Source organism: Halioxenophilus aromaticivorans (assembly GCF_042850945.1).
GTDB lineage: Bacteria > Pseudomonadota > Gammaproteobacteria > Pseudomonadales > Cellvibrionaceae > Halioxenophilus > Halioxenophilus aromaticivorans.
Genome location: NZ_AP031496.1, coordinates 3,121,322 through 3,145,016 on the forward strand (window position 1 = coordinate 3,121,322; position 23,695 = coordinate 3,145,016).

17 protein-coding genes are annotated in these 23,695 nt (G+C 48.1%); 4 read left to right on the plus strand and 13 right to left on the minus strand.

Annotated features, from left to right (window positions below; translation table 11 throughout):
• Positions 1 to 43: 43 nt before the first annotated feature.
• The 3 genes from ACGHM3_RS13610 to ACGHM3_RS13620 all read left to right on the plus strand — a co-directional run bounded on the left by ACGHM3_RS13610 (position 44) and on the right by ACGHM3_RS13620 (position 5,198).
• The gene (locus ACGHM3_RS13610) at positions 44 to 1,333 is read left to right on the plus strand and encodes an MFS transporter (protein WP_345415531.1); all 1,290 of its coding nucleotides are present in this window, start codon (positions 44 to 46) and stop codon (positions 1,331 to 1,333) included.
• The gene (locus ACGHM3_RS13615) at positions 1,320 to 2,918 is read left to right on the plus strand and encodes an SMP-30/gluconolactonase/LRE family protein (protein WP_345415528.1); all 1,599 of its coding nucleotides are present in this window, start codon (positions 1,320 to 1,322) and stop codon (positions 2,916 to 2,918) included. The genes ACGHM3_RS13610 and ACGHM3_RS13615 overlap by 14 nt, the downstream gene beginning before the upstream one ends.
• Before the next feature lie 462 nt (positions 2,919 to 3,380).
• Positions 3,381 to 5,198 (plus strand): thiamine pyrophosphate-binding protein, encoded by a 1,818-nt coding sequence (locus ACGHM3_RS13620; protein ID WP_345415525.1) that lies wholly within the window; start codon positions 3,381 to 3,383, stop codon positions 5,196 to 5,198.
• Between the two features lie 306 nt (positions 5,199 to 5,504).
• Here ACGHM3_RS13620 and ACGHM3_RS13625 read toward each other — a convergent pair whose 3' ends face one another.
• The 13 genes from ACGHM3_RS13625 to ACGHM3_RS13685 all read right to left on the minus strand — a co-directional run bounded on the left by ACGHM3_RS13625 (position 5,505) and on the right by ACGHM3_RS13685 (position 22,609).
• Positions 5,505 to 6,935, minus strand: coding sequence for an aldehyde dehydrogenase family protein (locus tag ACGHM3_RS13625; RefSeq protein ID WP_345415522.1), 1,431 nt, complete (start codon positions 6,933 to 6,935; stop codon positions 5,505 to 5,507).
• 130 nt (positions 6,936 to 7,065) lie between these two features.
• Complete coding sequence (locus ACGHM3_RS13630) at positions 7,066 to 8,802, minus strand: thiamine pyrophosphate-binding protein (RefSeq protein ID WP_345415519.1); 1,737 nt, start codon at positions 8,800 to 8,802, stop codon at positions 7,066 to 7,068.
• A gap of 351 nt (positions 8,803 to 9,153) precedes the next feature.
• Positions 9,154 to 9,912, minus strand: coding sequence for a glucose 1-dehydrogenase (locus ACGHM3_RS13635; RefSeq protein WP_345415516.1), 759 nt, complete (start codon positions 9,910 to 9,912; stop codon positions 9,154 to 9,156).
• 287 nt (positions 9,913 to 10,199) lie between these two features.
• Entirely contained in the window at positions 10,200 to 10,952 is a 753-nt protein-coding gene (locus ACGHM3_RS13640) for an IclR family transcriptional regulator (RefSeq protein ID WP_345415513.1), read from the minus strand.
• A gap of 217 nt (positions 10,953 to 11,169) precedes the next feature.
• Positions 11,170 to 12,576: an aromatic ring-hydroxylating dioxygenase subunit alpha gene (locus tag ACGHM3_RS13645; RefSeq protein WP_345415510.1), complete on the minus strand. Its 1,407-nt coding sequence runs from the start codon at positions 12,574 to 12,576 to the stop codon at positions 11,170 to 11,172.
• A 56-nt stretch (positions 12,577 to 12,632) separates the two neighbouring features.
• The gene (locus ACGHM3_RS13650) at positions 12,633 to 14,501 is read right to left on the minus strand and encodes an NAD(P)/FAD-dependent oxidoreductase (protein ID WP_345415507.1); all 1,869 of its coding nucleotides are present in this window, start codon (positions 14,499 to 14,501) and stop codon (positions 12,633 to 12,635) included.
• 174 nt (positions 14,502 to 14,675) lie between these two features.
• Positions 14,676 to 15,185 carry a nuclear transport factor 2 family protein gene (locus ACGHM3_RS13655; RefSeq protein ID WP_345415504.1) on the minus strand — a complete coding sequence of 170 codons (510 nt, stop codon included), beginning with the start codon at positions 15,183 to 15,185 and terminating at the stop codon, positions 14,676 to 14,678.
• Between the two features lie 49 nt (positions 15,186 to 15,234).
• Positions 15,235 to 15,633: a PaaI family thioesterase gene (locus ACGHM3_RS13660; RefSeq protein WP_345415501.1), complete on the minus strand. Its 399-nt coding sequence runs from the start codon at positions 15,631 to 15,633 to the stop codon at positions 15,235 to 15,237.
• A gap of 1 nt (position 15,634) precedes the next feature.
• Positions 15,635 to 17,335 (minus strand): class I adenylate-forming enzyme family protein, encoded by a 1,701-nt coding sequence (locus ACGHM3_RS13665; RefSeq protein WP_345415498.1) that lies wholly within the window; start codon positions 17,333 to 17,335, stop codon positions 15,635 to 15,637.
• 24 nt (positions 17,336 to 17,359) lie between these two features.
• The gene (locus tag ACGHM3_RS13670; RefSeq protein WP_345415494.1) at positions 17,360 to 18,280 is read right to left on the minus strand and encodes an SDR family NAD(P)-dependent oxidoreductase; all 921 of its coding nucleotides are present in this window, start codon (positions 18,278 to 18,280) and stop codon (positions 17,360 to 17,362) included.
• Positions 18,281 to 18,320: 40 nt separating this feature from the next.
• Positions 18,321 to 19,535, minus strand: a complete 1,215-nt coding sequence (locus ACGHM3_RS13675) for a CoA transferase (RefSeq protein WP_345415491.1) — start codon at positions 19,533 to 19,535, stop codon at positions 18,321 to 18,323.
• A gap of 346 nt (positions 19,536 to 19,881) precedes the next feature.
• Positions 19,882 to 21,009 carry a MaoC family dehydratase N-terminal domain-containing protein gene (locus ACGHM3_RS13680; RefSeq protein ID WP_345415488.1) on the minus strand — a complete coding sequence of 376 codons (1,128 nt, stop codon included), beginning with the start codon at positions 21,007 to 21,009 and terminating at the stop codon, positions 19,882 to 19,884.
• A gap of 43 nt (positions 21,010 to 21,052) precedes the next feature.
• Positions 21,053 to 22,609, minus strand: coding sequence for an AMP-binding protein (locus ACGHM3_RS13685; protein ID WP_345415485.1), 1,557 nt, complete (start codon positions 22,607 to 22,609; stop codon positions 21,053 to 21,055).
• 203 nt (positions 22,610 to 22,812) lie between these two features.
• Between ACGHM3_RS13685 and ACGHM3_RS13690 the strand changes: the two genes are divergently transcribed.
• The gene (locus ACGHM3_RS13690; protein WP_345415482.1) at positions 22,813 to 23,622 is read left to right on the plus strand and encodes an IclR family transcriptional regulator; all 810 of its coding nucleotides are present in this window, start codon (positions 22,813 to 22,815) and stop codon (positions 23,620 to 23,622) included.
• The last annotated feature ends 73 nt before the right edge of the window (positions 23,623 to 23,695 follow it).

Sequence of the window (23,695 nt, forward strand, 5' to 3'; positions counted from 1 at the left end):
GCAATAATGTACCACAGTAATAATTCGTAATAGGAACACAGACATGCTCGCACCGCAAAGTGCCATTGAAGAGTGGAAAAGTTATTGGTTTTTACCCATTGCAGGCGCACTGGGATACGCCACTTCAGTGATATTTGTATATGCACTCGGCCCCTTTATTGAGCCCATTGAGCAAGAATTTGGCTGGAGCCGTCAGCAGATATCCTTTGGCATAACCATAGCATCCTTTACCAATGCGCTTCTGTGCGTGCCGATTGGTATGCTGGTGGATAAGATAGGCCCGCGTAAGGTGGGCCTGGCCGGTATACTGTTTATGGGGGCGGCTTTCGCTTTACTGGGCACCGCAACCGGATCCTGGTCCAATTGGGTAATGCTTTGGTTTGTTGTAGCCTTCGCTGTACTTTGGATACAGGCCACGGTTTGGACCTCAGCGGTAACCAGCCGGTTTCACCATTCGCGCGGTTTCGCCTTGGCGATCACCCTGTCAGGTGCATCGCTCTCCGCCACTATATTTCCGTTAATAGCAACTTGGATTATCACCCATTACGACTGGCGCACCGGTTTTATGGCCATGGGTATTGGCTGGGCGGCCATAGTCTTCCCCTGCCTATTTTTCTTTTTCCGCTCCGCCAAGGATAAGCCCAAAGGCAATACTCAAACTGACGCCGTAAACCCAGCCAGTTTAACCGGGCTAAGCATCAAAGAAGGCCTTAGGTCTGGTGCGCTCTATAAACTGTTATTAGCGGGAGGTTTTTTTGCTTTCACCGCCATTGGCATCATCGTGCATTATGTGCCTATTTTAACGTCCTATGGCACCCCCCGCGTAGAGGCAGCAGGCATTGCCTCTCTAATTGGCATATTCTCGATTATCGGCCGTTTAGGAACCGGATTTCTTTTGGATAGATTCCCAGGCTTTATTGTTGGCGGCTGCGCATTTTTAATCCCAATTGCTGCCTGTGCACTAATGTTGATCGATGGCAGCAATACGCTCTACCAGATGCTGGCCGCCGCGATTTTCGGTCTGACTCTGGGCTCTGAGGTCGATGTTATTGCCTACTTAGCGGCCAAATACTTTGGCCTAAGAAATTTCGGCGCGCTCTACGGTGCGTTAGTTGGCGCACTAACCATGGGCACCGCCTTTGGACCTCTTGCGGCAGGCGCTGTATTTGATAATTACGGCAGTTACGAAGTGTTCTTGATGTTAACAGCAGTGTTAATGGGCATTAGTGCCGTGGCGCTGTTCACTCTGGGAACAACACCCTCCGCCGAAGAACACGCACAACAAAAAACGATTGCTACTTCAGAGAGAGGGGTTGCTGGTGAAAGCATCTAATGACTGCCGCGTATCTTTTGGCCATTGCGCCACACACCCAGAGTGGACACTGCATAGACTCACACCGGCTAGCCGCCTGTACGGCGCAAACGGATTGCGTACAGGGCCTGACGGTTTAATTTACATTGCCCAGGTACCTGGCAGCCAAATCAGCACCTTAGATATAGCCACCGGTGTGGTGGGTGTTGCTAGCCCTATGGGTGGGGACATTGTTGCGCCGGATGATATTGCCTTTGACAGCCAGGGTAATCTCTATGCAACCGAAATTACCGAAGGCCGCGTCAGCGTTATCGATACCCTAGGCAAAACCCGAGTGCTCATGGGAAATATGCCCTGCGCCAACCCAATTACTATTCACCAAGATCGAATACTCACCGGCGAATGCCGACCGGATGGCCGCCTTTTGGAATTAGACAAAAATGGAGGCGAGCCCAGAACCCTGCTAGAGAATGTTCCCATGCCCAATGCCATGGAAGTAGGGCCAGACGGAAAGTTGTATTTCCCGGTTATGGCTACCAATGAAATTTGGCGTATCGATCTGGACGGTGGGGAACCGGAAATCGTCGCAAAAGGCTTGGGCGTACCCGACTCTGTTAAATTCGACAAAGACGGCTTTATCGTATCCACACAAGTAGCCAGCGGCCAAGTACTGCGCATTGACCCCGCCACAGGTGAACAGACCCTGCTGGCTCAACTGAGCCCTGGCCTGGATAATTGTACCTTTGTGGGAGACCGCTTATTTGTTTCAAACATTAATGGCTCTATCCACGAAATCGCCAACGGTGCGGCCACCCCCGTTATTGATAGCGGTCTGCAATGGCCTTTGGGCTTGGCAGTGGCGACAGACGATACTCTGTTTGTTGCCGACGGAGGATTTACCTACACCTTAGAACAAGGCCAAACCATGTCTTTAGCGGGCATGCTGTTCAGCCCTGGATTCCCGGGGTACACCAGAGGCGTATGTGCTGCGCAAGAGGGCCATTGGATTGTCACCACATCCAACGGCGAAGTTAGCAACTATTGCCCGGTTAAGGACACTCACGAAATTATTGCCAGAGGCTACGACCGGTTAATGGACATTGCCCGCTTATCCTCCGGTGCGATAGTGACGTGTGAATATCAAAGCGGCCGCCTGTTGTTACTGGACAACAACCAAGAGCAGGTATTATCCAGTGATTTACACCATCCTATGGGCATTACCACCGATGAGCAGGATACCATTTACGTGACTGAGTCGGCTTCCGGTAAAATTTTGGCTTACTCCGGAGGGCGTCACCACACGGTAGTTGATGGGCTGACATGTCCTGAGGGTATCGATTATTACAATGGTAGGTTGTACATCGCCGATACCGGTGACAAATCGGTAAAAGTTTTCGATTTAAACTCAAGGCAGTTGGCTACAATCGCTGAGAATTTACCCATTGGAGCGCCGCCCGGCATAACACCTAAACCATTGAAAGCAGTTGGCGTTTTAGCTGGCCCCATGATTCCTTTCTGCGGCTTGTGCGTAAACACAAAAGGCGATGTTATTTTGGCCGGTGATGCCGAGGGCAGTGTGTTAAAACTGTCCCCCACCCGTGAATAAGTAAAGCGCTTCACAAAGCATTGCCCATTAATAGTCATTTGCCATTAATAGTCATTTGCCATTCAGCTATCGATTTAACACAAGGATGTGAAAAGCGACAAATTGGCAACACAAAAATGACCTATTCGTGACCCCGTCTTAATTTAGTAAAAACCTGATTCACAAACGCTTGATACGCACATTTCACAATTGGATGTAACCGAAAAGGTGCATATCATCCAAATTTTGGAAATGTGCCAAGTTAATTATCAGGCCTTTTAAACAACTATCAACGTGCTGTTCATAGATGCTAATTCAACAACTTTTTTATCCGTACAAACAGTCATAACTGCAGTCTTTACACCATGATATTCGAGGATAAATGACGAATGATTTTTAAATACTTGTACGTACATTAGAGGCCGTTTCATTGCTCCAATTTATTATCGGCGCTATTATTTAAGCTATCGTAATGAGTCGATTATGGCATTTTTTGTCCACGGCCATCGACTGAGCATCACACTAATAACAACTGCAACCGAAGCAGGTAGCATCAACAAAGGACGATCCACAATGGCGGTAAAAGTCTACGAGCGTATTCTTGAATTATTTGAAGCTGAAGGCGTTAACACAGTTTTTGGCATTCCTGATCCCAATTTCGTGCATTTATTCGTTGCGGCTGAGAAACGCGGCTGGAATGTGGTAACACCACACCACGAACTCTCCGCAGGCATGATGGCAGAAGCCTACGCGCGAATGAACGGTACACCGGCATTATGTATATGCACCCTAGGTCCAGGTATTGCTCTGTCCGCCGGTTCAATGATGAATGCTCTGGTAGAGAATTCACCTGTCATTTACCTTGGTGGCCAACGTGCACGTATTACAGAACAACGCGTACGCCGAGGTCGAATTCAGTTTGTTCAGCAAGAAGCGTTGTTCGAAAACTCCGTTAAATGGAGTGCGAGTATTGAGTACGCCGACCAAACAGACGAAATTATCCGCCACGCTTTGCGTGTGAGCCAATCCGGCACCCCGGGGCCTGTTTATATTGAGTATCCATCCCACGTTATCCAAGAAGAATTAGACGTGCCACCAGCGCTTCCACCCTCGCAATACCGATTGGTAGAGCCTGGTGCTGATGGCGATATGGTGATTAAGGCTGCAGAACTGATTAAAGGTGCGCAATGCCCGGTATTGCTAGTCGGCCATGCCGTACAATGCACTCGCGCGGGTGCAAAGGTAAAAGAGCTGGCAGAGCTTATGGGCTGCCCTGTGTTGCAAACCTCTGGCGGCACGGCCTTTATCGAAGGTATCGAAGATAGAACCTTCCCTTACTTATTTGCCGAAGTGGCAGATGAGATTGTAGCCAAATCCGACGTGGTTGTAGCAATAGGCACAGAGATCGGCGAGCCAGTACATTACGGCCGTGGTTATCTTTGGGCCGAGGGCAATACCGATCGCAAGTGGATCAACATCGAGCTAGACGCCGAGGCGATCGGTCAAAATCGCCCTATTGATGTACCACTGGTGGGCGACCTACGTACCGTAGTGCCGCAATTGTCTGCCGCATTGAAGGATTCGCCTCGGCAAAACCACCCTGACCTTGCACGCTGGATTGAAGAAGACCGAGTACGTTTAGAAGACCTCACCAAGCAGGACTTTTCCACCGACAGCGGCCGCGTTCATACCGGGCAATGGGTGATCGAATCTACAAAAGCCATGCCCGAAGACGCCATCCATGTGCGCGACGGCGGTTGTACTGTGATATTCACTTGGACTTACTTACAGAGCAAACCGCGAGACGTAATCTGGAATCAAAACTTTGGTTGTCTCGGTACTGGTTTGCCATACGCTGTGGGTGCATCAGTGGCCGATGGCGGTAAACGCCCTGTGCTATTTACCACCAGTGACTCTGCGTTTTTATATCACATTGGTGAACTGGAAGTCGTTCAACGCCTAAACCTACCTATGGTTATCGTTGTTGGAGTAGATAACGCTTGGGGCCTAGAGGTAGGCGTTTATAAGCGTACCTTTGGCCACGAAAAAACCACCGAGCCAGGCGTACACTGGAGTAAAAACGTTCGCTTCGACGAAATTGCTAAAGGCTTAGGCTGCGAAGGTGTTTACGTTGAAAAAGGTGAAGATATTAGCGCCGCCGTTACTGCAGCCTTTGAGAGCGGTAAACCGACGGTAATTCACGTACCGATCGACCCAGTGATCAACCACGGCGGCAACCAAAACCTAGATACGCCCAATTACGATCGCTTCCGCACCTGGTATGCGGAAGGACAACAGTAGTCAGTAAAGAGCGTTATGTGTGTTTTACAGGGCCCTTATTAGGGCCCTTTCTTATCGTCTGAGATTTTTAATAAAGACAAGGTCAGCCACCGATTGGGCGCCTGCGCTATATAGCTTAATAATTTTCTGATTAAAATAGCAATTTAAATTACCAATAAAATGGCCAACCAGATAATCGCCAAAACAAGAAAAGCGAGGGTTCTGATTACCATTTTAACTTCAAACAAGTCACTCATTAAAAAACCCCTGGTACTTAAGTAACAGGGGTTTGGGTACTAGGGGTTTGGTATGACTGCGGGTTAGGTCTTACCCAGCATCCGGGTCGTAACCCAAAATACCTTTTATTTCTAGATACTCGTGGAATCCGAACTCGCCCCACTCTCTACCATTACCGCTTTTTTTGTATCCACCAAATGGGCAATTAAAATCAAAACCATCATTGATGGACACCCATCCGGATCGAATTCTACGAGCCACCGCGCGACAGGCTTCAAGATCACTACCGGCTACATTACCGGCCAGGCCAAACTCTGAATCGTTGGCAATCTCAATGGCGTGGTCGATATCGTCGTAGCCAATAATAACTTGCACTGGGCCAAAGATTTCTTCCTGTGCTATCACCATATCATTGGTAACGTTACCAAACACAGTGGGTTTTACGAAAAAGCCTTTTTCTAAGCCATCTGGACGGCCAGTACCACCAATGACCAGTGTGGCTCCTTCATCAATACCCTTTTGAATGTAACCCTGAATGCTATTGAATTGAGAGCCAGATACCACTGGCCCCATGGCAACATCGCCCGTTGGGTCACCCACCGTGGTTTGGCTAGCAGCCTCTTTGGCAATAGCCATGGCTTCTTCCATACGGGCTTTGGGCACCAGCATACGCGAAGTGGCACTGCAGGTTTGGCCGGAGTTCATCATCATGCCGCCGATACCCTTGGCTACCGCTTCCGGAAGGTTATCGTCATCTAAAATAATGTTAGCGCTTTTGCCACCGAGCTCTTGGCATACTCGCTTTACGGTGGGTGCCGCATTGATGGCAACCTGCACGCCCGCTGATTCAGAGCCGGTGATGGACACCATATCCACTTCTGGGTGAGAAGATATAGCAGCTCCGATCACCGAGCCCTTGCCTTGCACCATATTAAATACACCGGCAGGCACACCGGCAGCATCGAAAATCTCGGTTAAAATTTGCGCCGAGAAGTGGGCTTCTTGGGAGGGCTTTAACACTACCGTACAACCGGCGGCTAAGGCGGGGAAAACCTTAACGGTAATTTGGTTCACCGGCCAGTTCCACGGTGTAATCATGCCGCACACACCAATGGGTTCTTTTACCACCATGGTGCCACCACGCTGTTGCTCAAACTCAAATGTCTTCAGGTTTTCTATAGCTGTCGCTAAATGCCCGGCGCCGAGACCGATATGGAAACCACCCGCTAATGCAGCAGGGGCACCCATCTCTTCTGTGATTGCCTCGCCCAACTCAGTAGAACGCTTTTCCATCTCCTGCTGAATTCGCTCCAGCACTTGAATGCGCTCTTCTCGGGTTGTGGCTGACCAACTCGGAAAGGCTTTACGAGCAGCCATAACCGCTTTATCAACGTCGGCCGCGCTACCCAATGCGATGGTCCCAGAGGCTTCTTCAGTGGCAGGATTCACCGTGGTGACAGTGTTCATTTCAATAGGATCAACCCATTGGCCATCGATATAAAACTTTAAATATTCTCGCATGATGTCTTATCCTTATTGTTAATACCAAGAAGCGCTCTATTTTACCGAGCCCTAACACGCTAAATTGTGTCAGTAAAGCGGCTTAAAATCAGGTTTGATTCCAGACAAATCTGCTATTTCTGCCCAAGATTTAATAAGCGTCTTCGGCATCCGCGCCATAGCCAGCTTTAAAGTCGGTGTACCAAGATTTAAACTCTTCATAATTGGGCGCGTCCATGGCATTGGCATAAGCATCTACCGGAACCTGTATTACCGTAGGCTTACCACTAGCGATCGCTCGCTCAACAGCAGGCGCTATATCTTTTTCATCTTCTATAAATTCCCCGTGTGCACCAAAGCCTTCGGCAATTTTGTCAAAGCGCACCCAATTTCCCCAATGGGCTTCAGTCTCCGGAGACTCCGGGCCAACCTGTTTCTTCCAGCAACCGACCTCTAGCCCCCAGGCGTAATCACAAGCTACTATGGTAACTATAGGAAGTTTTTTGCGAACTGCGGTTTCCAGTTCTTGAATGGAAAACAAGAAAGAGGAATCCCCGGTAACGAAAACCACAGGCCTCTTCCCCTCAGTCGCAATCGCTGCGCCTATAGCGTAGGGCAAACCCGTTCCTAAATGTCCAGTGTTTTGATTCCAGACTAAATCCTCTGGTTTATATTGCGAATAGGTCCAACCAAAAATGGTTGTGGATCCACCGTCGGCGGCGTAAATAGCATTACTAGGAATGGATTTGGTCGCTTCAACAATTAACCTCGCTGGGTGCACCGGTATAGAACCGCTGGGCACCTCGGCCAATAATTTTTCTTTCCATTGCGATTGCTCAATCTGCCATTGTTTAAATTCGGCACTGGCCTCGCGCTTAAACCCATCCAATGCACGTAATAACTGCGGGATAATGTCTCGCATATCGCCTACTAAGGGAGCATCGATTGGTCGGTTAACACCGATGGCTTGTGCATCTCGCTCTATATAAATCCACTTGCGTTGCGCATCACCAGCTTCCCAATGTCGCCCTATGCCCATGTGCACTGGCTCACCAAGCTCTGTGCCGATTGCAATGCACAAATCACTGTTACTTGCCGCGGCACGGCCCGCTGGCGAAAACCCATAGGCAAAAGTTCGGTGCTCATGGCCTTTAATTGTCATAGCACAACCGGAGGTCTGTAGAATTGGGCAATCTAATTGGCTAGCAAGCTCGCCCACCGCTTGATGCGAGCGGGAGGTAAACATGCCCTGCCCAACCAACAGCACCGGATTTTTCGCTTGCTTTATCAATTGCACCGCTTTTTCAATCATGGTGCCACTGGCCGCCTGCTCAACCATGCGGTATTTCTCTGGCGCCATCAGCGACGGCCAGTTGTAGGTTTCGTGAATAACACTTAGCGGCAATTCAATATAAGCTGGCCCCGGCTTACCGGTAGCCACCTGACGTATGGCCTCACGAACAATTTCATCCACCTGATCAGGCTCTTCAACAATGGCTGCGTATTTTACCAATGGGCGAAAATGCTCTAACTGATCCATATACTGAATGCGACCTACGCGGGCACGCTGTTTGGCAGTACGAGACCTGTTGCCACCAAAGAATATGGTTGGCGAACATTCTTTTTTTGCCACAATCATTGCTGTGGCTAAATTGGAAATACCCGGCCCTTGGGTGCCAAAGCACACTCCAGGTTTACCGGTCATGCGAGCTACGGCGTCCGCCATAAAGCCACCGTTTTGCTCGTGATGAGGTGCCACTACCTGCCAGCCACGTTTCTCAGCAACCATGGCCATGTGAATGAAACCAGGATCTGGAATGCCAAACAGTGTGTTGATACCTTCGGCTTCCAATAGATGAATGATTCTTTCATGAACAGGTACTGACATGGGATTGATTCCTCACTGTGTTGCCAACCAGTGGCAAAGTTAGCGGTGGTACTGACTCAACAGGCTTATAGCTCACTAAGGCAGAGGGCTAACATCAAGATATTGAATTTGTTATTAAGTTGTACGTATGGATTTATGGTAATGTAGCTCAACAGTGTTGTCTACTTAAGAAGCAATAATCCGCACAAAAAGTATCGGCGAAATGTTAGCCTAACCTCGGTTAGAGGCACTGCTCGACTTAGAACAATGGATAAGAATACCGGGCAACATTTCTGAAGAAAAATTACCCTGTATTGGCAAAATGGGATGGGACGTTGCTGTAAACGCCGTATTTTTTGGGCGTTTGAGGTCTTACAGCATGTAACGGCCACCGTTTACGCTTAGCGTAACGCCGGTAACATAACCGGATGCCTCGGCCGCCAAGAATGCTACAGCATTGGCAATGTCTTCTGGCTGACCAACACGCTTCACAGGTATGGTTGCGTTAACGTAACCTTGGATGCCGCCCTCTAAGCGTTCTTCAACCGACTGAAGCCCGGCTGTGTACACCGTGCTCGGTGGTACATTATTAACGGTGATACCAACTGCTGCGAATTCTCTGGCCAGCGCCTTGGTGTAGGCAATAACAGCGCCTTTGGTGGCGGCATAATGCACCATTCGAGGCGCTCCGGTTTGAGCGCTAGACGAAGAAATATTGACCACCCTTCCCCACTGCGCATCCACCATGTCTTGAATTACAGCTTGTGTGCAAAGAAAGGTACCTTTGGCATTGATGTCGAAAACCTTGTCCCATTCTTCTTCCGAGATTTTGACAAAGTCTTGTTCGGGGGACACCCCGGCGTTATTCACCAAAATACCCACGGGCCCGAGTTGTTGGCGAGTCTTTTCTGCGGCCTCGGCGATTTGTTGTTTGTTAGCGACATCCACTTTGCAAACGATCACCCTACGGCCAGCTTCTTCAATGGCCGCTACGGTTTCGCTAACGTTATCGACATTCCAATCCCAGATGGCGACATCTGCGCCGTCTTTAGCCAGAGCAATACTGATAGCAGCACCGATACCAGCTCCACCACCGGTTACCACGGCTACGCGATTATTTATTCTATTCATATGCACACCTTTAGAAGACAGTGAGATAGACACAGAACTGGGCAAGGCTACACCTCTAAAGGAACAAAAAATAAATATCCTTTATTAGCTATGAGCATAGATTTGCAGGACTGTGTTATCTCTAAGTAACAATGAAGGCACAACCACTATCGACCATTTTAAATTACCACTGCAATAATTTGAGTTATTAGGAGCGAGACGACGAGAGTGATATACCAAAGATTTTATTTGCATATGCATATTTAAAAATACATATACAATCCATTGTACTCAGAAAGGCGTGAACTTCAATAATTTAATATTTGGCCAATAGTGCGAAGAATATTTTTTTTGTAACGGTCTACATTAACCTCAACCCGGCTATTGGGCCCGGCGATGCCTACCGCCAACATGTGTGCATTTAGCAACAATGGCGCCGCAATTCCGGCAATGTCGTCTGAGCTATCGCCGTAGGTTATGGATACTCCGGCGTACTTTTCTTGATCCAGTTGCTCTTTAAGCTGTTTCTTCCGGGTAATGGTTTGCTCCGTAAATCGAGTGAGTTTAATTTCTGACAGCAATTTAGATTGCTCACTCTCAGGAACATTGGCCAACAAGGCTCGGCCTAAAGCACTTGCGTGAAGTGGTTTTACATCGCCAGAATTTGCTGTGTAACGAATGGAATGAGTGCCCTCGAAAACCTCAGAGTAAACCGCCTGCAGACCTTGAATACGGCCAACAAATACTGTTTCTCCGGTTTCGTCTCGCAATTTCTTTAGGCAAAACTGAACACGCTCTTTTATAGGGTTGAACAAATTAATTTGATCTACCATCTCGGACAAACGCCGCGATGGGTAATAGCTCTTACCGCCGTCTATCAAGGTGATATAGCCAAGCCCTGCCAGGGTGTGAATCAATTCGTAACAACTGCTCTTGGGCGCTTGCATATAATGCGCTAGTTCGCCCAACGTGAGCGGCCGTTGGTGCTCCGCGAATACTTGAAACAAACTCATGGTACGGATAGCAGATTTTACCTGCTTAACGGATTTGGTGTTATTCATACATCAGACCTAAAGAACAACTACTTACTTTAGTTTTTAATTAGTAAAAGAAAATAGCCAAGCCAAAGACTCATGCCATAAAAAAACGCAACCAGCTCATTCGCAAACGCGAATGAGCTAAAGTAGCATAAATTAAGAAGGATTAAATGTATTTTAAAAGACAAACTATAGAAATTAGGACAAAATCAATTAATTGAAACGCATCCATGAAGCAATATTAATAATCGATCTTTTTGGGTGCTCCGACTCCCATGTACCGACCTAAGTGCCGATGAAAATTGGTTATTTTCTGCTCTTGGTGTGGGTTTGGTAATGTGCCCCTAAAGCCACGAGACTTCATGCCTTTTTGTACCCATTCCATGTTGTCGAAATCCTGTGCTAACACCATGCCCCATTTTTCCGCGTTAGGCTCCGCGTATACCCACTCAGTCTTGGGTTCTTCTCCCTCAGGAAAACGCTCTAGTGCGTAGGACTCGAAAATACATTTGTTCGGGTCGTCACCGTATGGGCGAACCCGATAACACAGAGCAAAAGTTACACCTTGCAGTATGGTTTGATTGGGGAAAAGGCTCCAGGCTAGCCCAGCTTCAGATTGCTGCTCTGGCGTAATTTCCGGCCACTCTACGCCGCGCGCCGCGTCGTCAGCTTTGGCGGACTTCATCCAATGGGCCATCACGTCTTGTACCGGTGTCCCCTCCGGCAGCTCATCTTTTAAACGCTTGGCCGCGTTTACTAAAGTTTCGGTAGAGGCCGCGTAGTTTACGGTTTCATAATTCTCTCTGGCCAATTCATAGGTCGAGATTCTGGGGTCACCCAAACCAGCGCGCGTTACCGACGTGCTTTGCTTGGTTTTTTGCGACTTATCCCGTTCGTCAAAACCACTCACACCATGCAATCCGTAAGGCTTGCTGTAAGCGTAAAACTGGCCGTATTTCAACAATTGAGAATGTGTACCGGAAACATGATAAGGCTCCATAAAGGCTTCTATGGCTGTTTTCCAGTTACAGGGGTAAATCGCCCACTGACGCCATTTGTAACGCATTTTTTCAAATTGAAATGGGCTAAGGATGCGATCCACTTCACCCAGAAAATCCAGCAAAGGTTCGCAATCAGGATCCATGTTGATGTATATCCAACCACCCCATGTATCAACTTTCACTTCGGATAAACAAATGCGTTTTTTATCTTCTAACGCGCCCTTCCAATCTTGCTTATCTAGAATGTAGGTATTTTGCCCATCCAGATCAAAAGTCCAGCCGTGAAAACCACAGACAAAATTCTTTTTACGGCCAGTAACGCTGTTAACGTCGTCTGGCGTATTCACTAACTGCCTACCACGGTGAGGGCAAACGTTGTGATAGGCTTTTAGCTCTTGCTCACCGGTGCGTATTACGATGATAGAATCATCTGCCACGTTGTAGGTTAAAAAGCTCCCAACTTCCGTAATATCCTCTAGCCGACCCGCCATTTGCCACACTTTAGGCCAGAGCAAATCTTTTTCTTTTTCCGCGTATTCTCGTGAAACAAAGGCATCCACCGGATAGGTTAACGGCTCGCCGAGATCTTCATCGGTAAGCTCAACCACGTTTTCTAGCAGTGACTTATTACCGTTATCTACGCCCATGGGCTTCTCCTCTGCTTTTATCTATCCGGTTTTTGCACGTTTTTATTATTAAAGCGTCAATCGTCTTGTTTTTTTAGTATCAAGCCTTCCAACTCGCCTTTTTGGCACCACTCCTGGGTTAGCGTCTCAAATGCATTCCAACCCAAACCGTAGGTTTCTCCCAAAAAATTGCGATACACCTCGTTTCCCTGTTCGTCTTTAACTTTTTGCCCTTCATTGTTGTAGTAGCCAGGAGGGCAAAGATCTACAAAAGCGGATACATCAACGTTGGTATCTCGCATATGCTGGACCCAATCGGCTTGGGCTTTCTCACTTGGCTCCACCGAAGCATAACCGTTAGCCAGTGTCTGTTTAATGATTTCGCTGGCCAAGTAGCCCTGATAGCCGTACTGATGGGTGGTAGACGCATTAACACCGCCCTGATAGTAGCCAAGGAAAAACATATTGGGGAATTTGATGGTCGACAAACCGTGCAGGGTTTTGTATCCGTACTGCCAGTGCTTGTAAATAGATACACCCTCTCTTCCTTCGAAGGTTTCAATGCCCCAACGACGGTCTAAATCACTAGTCACTTCGAAACCGCTAGCGAATATCATACAATCAATAGGGTATTCCTGGTCGTTGGCAATAAAACCGTTTTCCGTTAATGCCTGCACGCCCTTGGTCTCAGAAACATCGATTAACTCTACATTGTCTCGGTTGAAGGTATCGTAGAAATCATCGTTTGATAGCGGCCGTTTGCACAGGAAGCGGTACCATACCTTTAGCGCTTCCGCAGTCTTCTCGTCTTTTACCAAACTGTCTACTCTGCGACGCATGCGCTCCATAACGCGATAGTCCATGACTTCCCTGCGAGCAAAATAGTCTTCTATGCTAATGGATTCTTCAATACCCTCGGCCCGTAATTCAGCGGCCATATTGCGGCTAATTTCGGTCCAGAAGTCTTGTACCAGGTCATCCTCACCCGGTGCCAAACGTCCATCCATTGCAGCCCTGTGAAAATTATCGATACGTTCTTGTTGCCAACCGGGCTGTAAGGACTCTACCCACTTTGGATCTGTGGGTAGGTTATAACGCTGATCCACAACCGATGGGGTGCGTTGGATTACATAGACTTTCTTGGCGTACTTTCCTAGGTACGGAACGGCTTGGATGGCCGTGGCACCTGTACCAACAATGGCGACGGTTTTATCTTTTAATTTATGTAGCTCTGGGTTCCTATACTCGCCCCCGGTGTAATCATAGTCCCATCGCGAGGTATGAAACATCTTACCTTTGAAGTCGTGTATACCCGGTAGATTGGGAAACTTAGGAATATTCAACAAACCGTTGGCCATTATAACAAACCGTGCACGGATTGAATCACCGCGGTTGGTTTGGACATGCCAACGCTTGCTGGGCTCATTCCACTGCAGGCTAGTTACCACAGTGTGGAATAGAGCCTTGTCGCCAAGCTGAAATTTTTGCTCTATTTGCTTTAAATAATCGTAGATTTCATAGCCATCTGCATACTTCTTAGACGGCATAAATCCTGTTTCTTCCAGCAGTGGCAAATAACAATAGGCGTCGTTATCGCACTGGATTCCTGGGTAACGGTTCCAATACCAAACCCCGCCCCAATCGCCGGCGTGGTCTATATTTCGGTAGTCCGTGATGCCTGCTTTTTTCAGATGATATGCCGCTAGAATTCCGGACCACCCGGCACCGAGGATAGCGACTTCTAGATCTTCGTCGATCTTTGCGCGCTCTTGTACAGGTGTATGGGGATCATCCAGGTATTCTTCATTGAATTCCTGTTTCGCTCCAGCGTATTGCTTAGCGCCCTCTGGCCGTATCCTGCGGTTCTTTTCGGCGCGGTATTTTTCTTGAAGCGCGGGGATATCGATTTCGCTTGCAGCCGGTACGTCTGTGGCTTTAATGGTCATTAGCTACCTCTGTTTGCAGCGTATTCTTATTGTTAGACAAAATATGGATTTGATCTTATTGTAAATCAACACTGTTGTCTACTTGACAGCGAGTCTGCGGTATTTGCTCACAACTCAATTTGATTTAGCTCAGCAACCCCCACCAGAACCGTACAAAAAGACTAATTTTGTTGGCTATTTTTGGCGCTGCTCGGGCTTTAATTTAGTTAACGTCGGCTCATCCCAATTCGGCAAGGTCGGGAACTCGTCATAAACCGGTGACGGCACTAGTTCATCGGAAAAATCAATAGGGCCGCGATAATGCAATGCAAAATGGCGCCACCGAAATAGCCATTGGTCACCGATTTTTTCGAATCTATCATGGTACACACCGATGGCCATGGAAGAGCTGCCGTCCGGCATTTTTGTCAATTCGGTACATTGGGATCGTGCAATGGCTTTATTGCTATCGATTTTTAACAAAGGTTTGCCGGTGATCATCTGTACCTTTTGCGTATACCCCAGTAACTTAGCAAAGGTAGTAGCAATTTCCGACTGCCCCTTAATATGCATCGCACCTAACTTCCATTCACCATCTTCTGTAAACAAAGCTGCGTAGGCTTTGCCATCCTTTCGAAAAGCCGCGTCTTCAAAGCGCGCGTAGAGTTGGCGAATGTGAAAGTCTGCCTCGATTTCAGCTTGCATAACGGTTGCACCTTATTATTTTATTTGGATGTTTGCTGTGCGGGCTACATTACCCCAGTACACTCCATACACCTTTTGCTTCAGCAACCGCTTTATCGGCTGCCATAAGAACGCCTCGCATGAACACCAGGGATTTTCCTTGCTTTAGTAGCTGGGCTTCCAAAGTAATAAACTGCCCCGGCCTAACAGCGGATAAGAAGTGGGTATCCAACTGTATGGTGGTGCAAGGTTTTCTTTCCGCAGCTTGCCAAACCTTTAGCGACAGTGCATGGTCTAGAAATGTCATAAGAACACCACCATGGATAAAACCCTGGGCGTTAGCGTGGGTATCATCAACGAGTAAGCCGTATCGATACTGGCCATCAACCTTTTGCGTCCACAAGGCGTTGATCGACGCCGGTATACCAGGCATTTCTTTGCGCTGCCAATTAGCTAACAAGTCATCCATGCTAGGCGCTCTGGGCCTCTAGGCGTTCGGCCGCTAGTTTTTTCAATTCGCTGGACTTAACTTTAGCGCTGCCTGTGGTTTCCAGCTCTTCCTCAGCAAAAAAGAGCACTTTGCGTGGCACTTTAAAACTGGCTAGGGTTTGCTTGGCGAATGCTTTAACATCTGCCTCGGTTACGGTGGCACCATCTGCTACCACGATGCAGGCAACCACCAGCTCACCCAGCAAATCATCTGCGATGCCGACAGTCTTAGTAATTTTTACTCCAGGGCATTGGGCTATAACAGCATCGATCTCCACAGGAGATACATTGGCACCTCCGGTTTTGATGATGTCATTCAAACGCCCCTCCCATATCAACCGGCCCTCTTCGTCAAAATAGCCGCCGTCGCCCGTACGCAAGTAACCCTCATCGTCCAAGCTTTCTTCCAACGGTATTCCTATGTAACCCATCATAAGAGTCGGGCCTTTAACCGCAATCTCCCCTCGCTCACCAAGAGCAACAGTTTCTCCGGTGAGCGGGTCGACTATACGTATGGTATTACCCGCTAGAGGAATACCATGGCTACCAGCTCGAACTTCGTCTGCGGTGCCAGAAGGAAACGCCGACACTAAAGTGAATGTTTCGGTATTGCCGTAGGCGCTGGTGGCATCACTCCATGTACTGTTGATGGTGGGATGTTGCGCCACCGGTGAATGGGTATCGATAAATTTGAGGCTACTTAAATCTACGTCTAACCAATTTTTGGCGTCCACGAGCTGGGCCCATTGGTGTGGCCAAGCAAATATATAGCCCACCTTTTCTTTTTCCATTAAATCCAGTGCTTCTTCTGGCTGGAAGGTCCGTTGCAGCACCATGCAACCACCGGAAGAAAAAGTGCCGCCAATACCAAAGGTGAAATTGCCGGACCAAAAAAAGCCATTGGCAGACCAACAGCGAGTACCTTCGTCTAACTGCAACCAATGTGCACAGCGCCACAGCTGCAAGCACACGCCCCGATGGGCACTTAAAATACCCTTCGGCTTACCGGTGGAGCCTGAGCTAAAGAAAAGAAAACCTGGGTCGGATGGCTCAACCAAGGCAGCTGTTGCTGAGACAAATTCCTCGCTAATAGACCTTCCTTTATCTAACCAAGCATTCCAGCTTTCAATTGCTCCGTGATTAGTGTCAGCAAGGGATACCACCGATCTCAAATAGGGATAATCAACACTTTGAATAGTACCAGGGGCGCCACTGGCGATCTCGGGCACAAGCTCAGCCACCATTTGCGAGAAATTCTTCTTTAGTACATTGGGCTCAAGCAACAGTACAGAGCAGCAGCTATTTTTTAACAGTGTTTCCAGTTCTGCTGATGTGGAAAAAGTGCTCATAGTAGTAGCAATGCCACCGGCCAGAGACGTGCCAAAGGTAGCGGATAAAAACTCCAGACGGTTGGTCATTAGTATGCCAACACGAGTACCTTTACCTACCCCACTTGCCAATAGCGCTTTTGCCACCGCAACCGATTTATCCCACATTTGTCGATAAGTCCAACGCTCTACGCCGTCTTCGGAGTGGAACACGGCGGCTTCGTTGTTAGCGTATTTATCAACTAGATCTTTAAGATAGCCGCCTAAAGTGAGAGAGCCTACACCAGCTTCCTGGTCTAACGGCTCACCTTTAACAATAGATTTTCCGGGTTGTATTGTGACATTGAAAGTCATCTGTTTTGCTCCAAACTCAAACGATCATTTCTTAGATTCTTGGGTTGCCATGGTGAAACAATATTTCAAATGGTCAATATGTCCGGCTGGCAAAACTGGGAATACTTTAGAGTGTGTTTCGTCCCGAATCCCGTGAATATTCTCTGCGATAGATTCAATAGACCAATCCGGCTGATAGATACCAACGGTCTCCGCAGCATAGGCTCGTGCCACACGGCCGGCCATAGAAATGTACATCTCACCAGAGACGCTACACTGCTCGTGAGCAAGATAGCCCACCGTGGGGGCTACCATATCGGGCTCCATCGGCGGATACTGGCTGGTGTCTAAGCCGTCGGCCATACGAGTGACTGCGCCAGGCAAAATAATGTTGGACTTAATATTGTGTTCCGCACCTTCCAATGCGGCAACATTGCTAAGCCCTATTAAACCGGCTTTAGCAACACTGTAATTAACTACGCCGGCGTTGCCATAAAGGCCATTAATTGACCCTGTTAAAATGATGCGGCCGTAATTAGCGTTGCGCATTCTCTCGAAGGCAGGCCGCACAACATTAAAACCGCCGCGCAGGTGAACATCCAATACAGATTCAAAATCGGCGTAACTCAGTTCGTGCAGGCCGCCACGCTTTACGATACCAGCATTGTGAATCAAGATATCAATGGCGCCAAAATTGTCGACAGCACAATTGATGATGCCTTTACCACCTTCTTCAGTGGCCACAGAATCCGTGTTAGCTATGGCATGTCCGCCCAGGGCTACGATTTCATCCACCACCTGCTGGGCCGGGCCTGCATCAATACCGTCGCCCGCCATACTCACACCAGGGTCGTTTACCACAACTTTGGCACCACGAGCAGCTAATAACAGCGCATAAGCCCTGCCCAGGCCTCGACCTGCGCCGGTAATCACCGCTACTCGGTTATTAAATGTTAATTCGGGCATGGAACTCCCCTGTTATCGTTATTGTGGTTAATTGTGCAAACTAATACACTGTTTTATTAAGCTTTAATTGGTTTATTTCTTGTTCGCTTTTATTCAGAACAGTCTGCAAAATAAAATCGGTGTGCTCTCCCAAAGTGGCCGGCGCACTGGGTGTTGGTTGTGTGGACTCTGGGAATTTTATCGGTCTGTTGATAATCGGGATATCTCCCAATGTTTTGTGGTTTACCTGAACCACCATGTCGCGTTGCTGAATTTGCGGCTGTTGCAAAGCCTCTTGCACGCCAAGTATCGGTGCATGAGGTACTTCTAATTCGGTAAACAATTCAATCAGATAACTTACGGTATGCTGCTCAGTAAAGCGAGTTACAATTTCATTGACGACTGTACGTTGTTCTCGTCTTTTCTCTAGCGAGTTGTATCGCTCATCGCACTCAAGTTCTGGTCGCCCTATGGCCTGGCACACGCGGCCCCAAAAACTGTTGGTTAAACAGGCAATAATAATTGAGCCATCCTGTGCTGCAAACACACCGTAGGGCACTAAATTGGGATGTTGCGAGCCCTGTCGCTGAGGATCTTCGCCGGTAAAAAAAGCTAACTGAGCTAGATAGCCAAGCATCCCTACCATACCGTCTAATAAGCTCACGTCGATGAGGCGACCAACACCCGTAACGCTACGTTCGTACAAGGCAGACAAGATACCGATCGGACCATTAATGCCCCCCACCAAATCGCCCAGGGGAATACCCAATTTTGTAGGTAATCCATCGGGCTCGCCGTTCACACTTAGCGCGCCGGAAAGGGCCTGCAGAACAATATCGAAGGAAGGTCGATCTTTCAGTGGCCCGGACAGACCGAAACCAGAAATTGCGCAGTAGATTAAGCCAGGGTTTAACGGCTTCAACGTCTGATAACCAAGTCCCAAGCGCTCCATTACGCCAGGGCGATAGTTTTCGATCAGAATATCACTTTTTACAACGAGCTCTTTTACTAAAGCCACGCCTTCAGGGCTTTTTAAATCGATAACGATGCTTTTTTTGCCGCGATTAACACTTAAGTAATAATGACTCTCGTTATTTTTAAATGGTGGGAAAGTCCGCGTTTCGTCACCTGTACCGGGTGGCTCGATCTTGATAACATCTGCCCCCATGTCGGCCAACGCCAACGACGCGGACGGCCCTGCTAGCACGCGGGTAAAATCCAAAACGGTAATACCCAGCAAAGGACCTTTCCAGTTCTTTTCGCCTGGTTGTGACATGTTATTACCCCAATACTGCTGCGGATTAGACTTATAGATTACTCAAAAGACAAAGTGATAAGAGACTGCTCGCACAAGTAACCCTATTGATAATGCCATATTCGGCGTTGATTTTCTGTCTGGACGTTGAAGTTAGTATGGACGACAATTATGAAATTGAGCCATCAAAGATAGATCCGGCCTTATTGTTTTACGACCGTTAAGGTCACCACCAAACAATCCAACACTGTCATTATTTTTGTTAAATAAAAAACAAAAAGCTCGCTGATTTATCAAGAAATCAGCGAGCTTAGATTAACAAACAGCAAGATTCTGTTCGACCAAAGCCATCTGTTAATCCAGTGGATTACCCCTTGGAAGGCAGTTCCACAATGGAATAACCTTGAGCAGAAAGCTCGTCACGGTGGGTCTTGGCAACTTGTTTGATTTCGACCAAGTGCTTGCCGTCTTCAACCCATTTACGCGTAACTTCACCTTCAATAAAGATAACGTCACCATCTGGGTTATGGCGACGAATCTCACACTTACTTTTTCTCAAGAAGCCATCGTCCCCCATCCAGTTGGTAGCGTGGTGGGTCAACCATGAACAACGCTCCGGACCGTAATCGTAAGCACCGGGTGCACCAACCTCTAACGCAAAATCCTCATCCCAGTGAACACGCTCTGGGCAATCTGGCACATTGAAACGGTTTTTAATACCGGTTCCTGGGTGCTTTTGTTGCATTTCATAAGCCAGTTTGTTGGCTCGAATATACAAACCACCCCAGCCCTGGGCATAACATATAAAGCCAGTTACGGTCATCGGGCCTTTCATCATTTTTTGCAGCGGTTGCCCCTCTTCTACGTCTTCCCAGTAGCGAGGGGTAGCACCACGAATTTCCTCTTGGTCGTAGAGCTTAGACCACTCGGCTAGCTGCTCATCAGTAAACGGCTCTACCTTGCCACGCACTTCAGTGTACTTTGTCCCACGCTCGCGAGCTTCGTCGCGGTCGGTACGGAACACCCAGCTATCGGCATCGGCAACCAAATCACCTTCTTGGTTGTAAAAATCCACGTGATAAATCTGCTGAAAGGCACGACCGGCAAAACGAGTCTGATGCTCAACAAGATCTTTTAAGTAGGCTACCGTTTTGATGGTATCGTTGCGTTTAACTGGCTTGTGCCAATTCCAATCGGCGCCGGCCCACATAGCGTGCACACCAGACAAACCACCGCAATAACCAGAGATTATTCGGCTGGTTGTAAACATGAAACTTGGTAGGGCAATGATGTCGTCATATTTGGTGTTTTTGGCGTATTCTGGGTCACACCAAAGTGGGTTGTTATCACCGATACCGTGAGCATAATGACGAATAGCGTCACGGGTGGCTTCATAATTCCAAGGCTCAACGGTTTTTTCTATTTTTACACCAATGCGCTTGCGTAGATCGGCCAAGCCTTCTTCGGTAATTTTGGGGAATTTTTTCTCTGACATATCGTGTTACTCTCCTATTAAAATTATTGATATCCCACGCCATTTAGGCATTGGCTTTAGCTGCCTCACGATCTCGCAATACTTTACGATGCACCTTACCGGCAGGCGTTTTCGGCAGCTCCTCAACAAACTCTACAACACGAGGAAACTCATGCTGAGCCAAGCGTTGACGGGTAAAGGTTTGTAGTTCTGTGATGAATTCTTCGCTTGCCGCGCGATCGGATACCACATAGGCTTTGGCAACTTGGCCGCGGGTGTCATCAGGCACTCCAATAACCGCCACTTCTTGAATATCATCGTGTTTGAGCATGGTGGCTTCCATCTCTACGGCACTCATTGTCCAACCGGCCGAAATAATGACATCGTCGGCACGACCACAGTGATAGAGATAGCCCTCGTCATCGACCTTGGCTAAATCTTTAGTGCTTTCCCAGTGATCGCGTTTCCACAACATCAATTCACCGACTTCATTAGCGGCCGTTTGGCTGCCGTCGGCTCGATGAACCTCCAATTTTAGGCCGGGTATAGGTTTACCCAAAGAACCAGGCTTAACTTGGTAGTCTTCTGCTCCGGGGAAATTAACCAAGACAACACCAATTTCTGTAGTGCCGTACATACTGCAGGCCGGCACTTTAAATGTGCTATCAATAAATTCTAACGTTGCCGGGTCGCAGGGTTCGCCGGTGAACGACAATTTTTTTAGATAGAAATCAAACTGATTTGCAGCTTCAGAATTTTTCATCATGCGGTAGTGAGTTGCCGCCGCAGACATATTAGAAATTTTATAATCCTGCAGAGCTTTCATTAAACGCACAGCGTCAAATTTACCCGCGAAAGTTCCGGTGGTAACGCCCAATGCCAGCGGCGCTAGCGTGCCATGCCACAAACCGTGACCCCAGGCGGGAGAAGACGGGCAAAAATATTCGTCTCCCGGACGGATACCAGTGCCGTACAGTGCTGCAAACATCAATGTCACTAACGCTTTGTGCGTGTGTTTTACCGCTGCGGGTAACTCTCGGGTTGTACCAGAGGTATATTGAAATACAGCCAGATCATTGGCGCGGGTTTTCGTCCCAAAAGTGGTTGGATACTTGCTAATTTCACTCAGCAAATCATCGTTCGCCACCACCACATTTAAACCGTCAACTTGATGGGCTATTTCGCGTTTTTCTTCGTTGGTAACAAGCAAGCTGGGCTTACAGTCGTCGACCCGTAGACGAAGCCCATCCAAACCGAACAAGGTAAACAGAGGCACGCTAATAGCACCTGACAAGATGGCACCGAACAGCGTGGTGTAAAACGCGAGCGAAGGCTCCAACATAAAGGCAATACGATCGCCGGGCTTAATTCCCTTCTCTAGCAACCAATGGGCAAACTGAGCAGATCGCTGAGCAATTTCATCAAAGCTGAGTATTTCATCCTCGCCCTTAGCGTGGGCAATCCTGACTGCTGTTTTGCCCGATCCATCCGCATACCGAGTTATGCACTCATGGGCAATGTTGAGTTCTTCCCTGTCGCCATCAAATAGCTCCCAAAGCGCGGTGGAATTCGCGTGGACTTGGGCGTCCGCAAAAGAGGTGTAATCCGTTAGTTTGGTCATTGCTACTGTCGCCTTGATCTTGCAGAGATAGTCATCACTGCCTTTTTCGATATGGTCGAACAATGCCACAGCACTGTTGAATTGTAAATATAGAATTATATTTTATATCTTGAATCGACAGCAGATTCTGTTAATCTAGAAGGGCGTGCTACAAGCTTGGCAGCGTTATTAATTAGCCAAATATTTCGATAAGAGACAACCCCATGCAAGGCGACAAGAAAAGCAACTCACCGGACAGTAAACTGGCCAAAGCGGTGAAAGAAAGTAAAGCACCGGCGATTTCTCGTGCTGCGGCTATATTGAGATTGCTGGGTAAAAGCGACGCCCCCCTACCATTGCAAAGTATTGCGCGCACCTTGGACTTGGTCCCCAGTACATGTTTGTACGTTTTACGAGCCTTGGTTGCAGAGGAACTGGTGGCGTTTGACGCCGATACCAAACGCTATTCACTGGAGGCCGGTGTGCTATCCTTGGCGCGTAATTGGCTGCGTCGAGATCAATTTAACGACGTAGCTCAGCCTATTTTAGATCGCTTAAGCAGAACCTACGACGTAACTACCTTGGGTGTGAATATGTTGGGGCTGGATCATATGATTGTGGTCGCAGCTGCGCAGTCGAATAACAATTTCCACCTGAGCGCGCAAATAGGCAGTCGATTTCCCGCTTTAATCAGCGCCACCGGCCGTTGCATTGCTGCCTTCGGTGAATACAGCCTAGACGATTTACAGCAGCGTTTTGAAACCCTGCGGTGGGACGAGCCACCCACCTTTGAGCAGTGGCTAGAGCAAGTTGAACAAGCCAAAGTTAACGGCTATGCCATAGATGAAGGCAACTATATCAGCGGCGTGACGGTACTTTCCGCACCAGTATGGAAAACACCAACAAAACTGAGCCACGCCCTAGTCGCCGTTGGCTTGAGCAGTGCGATTCGCCGAACTGACGTAGAAGAATTGAAAAAGGCACTGGTAAGTAGCGCTAAAGCTCTGACCAATCAATTGTGTGGCAAGGAATAGCGCTTCAGATAGCTGTCTTCAAGTTGGTTTCTTCACGTAGATTTATTTGTTAATTGCTCTTAAAACAAAGCCG

Bases quoted from the DNA above. Each gene is read 5' to 3' on its own strand.
- ACGHM3_RS13660 (WP_345415501.1), bottom strand. From the start codon at position 15,633: ATGGATGACTTGTTAGCTAATTGGCAGCGCAAAGAAATGCCTGGTATA.
- ACGHM3_RS13645 (WP_345415510.1), bottom strand. From the start codon at position 12,576: ATGGGCGTAGATAACGGTAATAAGTCACTGCTAGAAAACGTGGTTGAG.
- ACGHM3_RS13655 (WP_345415504.1), bottom strand. From the start codon at position 15,185: ATGCAAGCTGAAATCGAGGCAGACTTTCACATTCGCCAACTCTACGCG.
- ACGHM3_RS13680 (WP_345415488.1), bottom strand. From the start codon at position 21,009: ATGTCAGAGAAAAAATTCCCCAAAATTACCGAAGAAGGCTTGGCCGAT.
- ACGHM3_RS13625 (WP_345415522.1), bottom strand. From the start codon at position 6,935: ATGCGAGAATATTTAAAGTTTTATATCGATGGCCAATGGGTTGATCCT.
- ACGHM3_RS13650 (WP_345415507.1), bottom strand. From the start codon at position 14,501: ATGACCATTAAAGCCACAGACGTACCGGCTGCAAGCGAAATCGATATC.
- ACGHM3_RS13640 (WP_345415513.1), bottom strand. From the start codon at position 10,952: ATGAATAACACCAAATCCGTTAAGCAGGTAAAATCTGCTATCCGTACC.
- ACGHM3_RS13670 (WP_345415494.1), bottom strand. From the start codon at position 18,280: ATGCCCGAATTAACATTTAATAACCGAGTAGCGGTGATTACCGGCGCA.
- ACGHM3_RS13610 (WP_345415531.1), top strand. From the start codon at position 44: ATGCTCGCACCGCAAAGTGCCATTGAAGAGTGGAAAAGTTATTGGTTT.
- ACGHM3_RS13665 (WP_345415498.1), bottom strand. From the start codon at position 17,335: ATGACTTTCAATGTCACAATACAACCCGGAAAATCTATTGTTAAAGGT.
- ACGHM3_RS13635 (WP_345415516.1), bottom strand. From the start codon at position 9,912: ATGAATAGAATAAATAATCGCGTAGCCGTGGTAACCGGTGGTGGAGCT.
- ACGHM3_RS13690 (WP_345415482.1), top strand. From the start codon at position 22,813: ATGCAAGGCGACAAGAAAAGCAACTCACCGGACAGTAAACTGGCCAAA.
- ACGHM3_RS13620 (WP_345415525.1), top strand. From the start codon at position 3,381: ATGGCATTTTTTGTCCACGGCCATCGACTGAGCATCACACTAATAACA.
- ACGHM3_RS13675 (WP_345415491.1), bottom strand. From the start codon at position 19,535: ATGTCACAACCAGGCGAAAAGAACTGGAAAGGTCCTTTGCTGGGTATT.
- ACGHM3_RS13685 (WP_345415485.1), bottom strand. From the start codon at position 22,609: ATGACCAAACTAACGGATTACACCTCTTTTGCGGACGCCCAAGTCCAC.
- ACGHM3_RS13630 (WP_345415519.1), bottom strand. From the start codon at position 8,802: ATGTCAGTACCTGTTCATGAAAGAATCATTCATCTATTGGAAGCCGAA.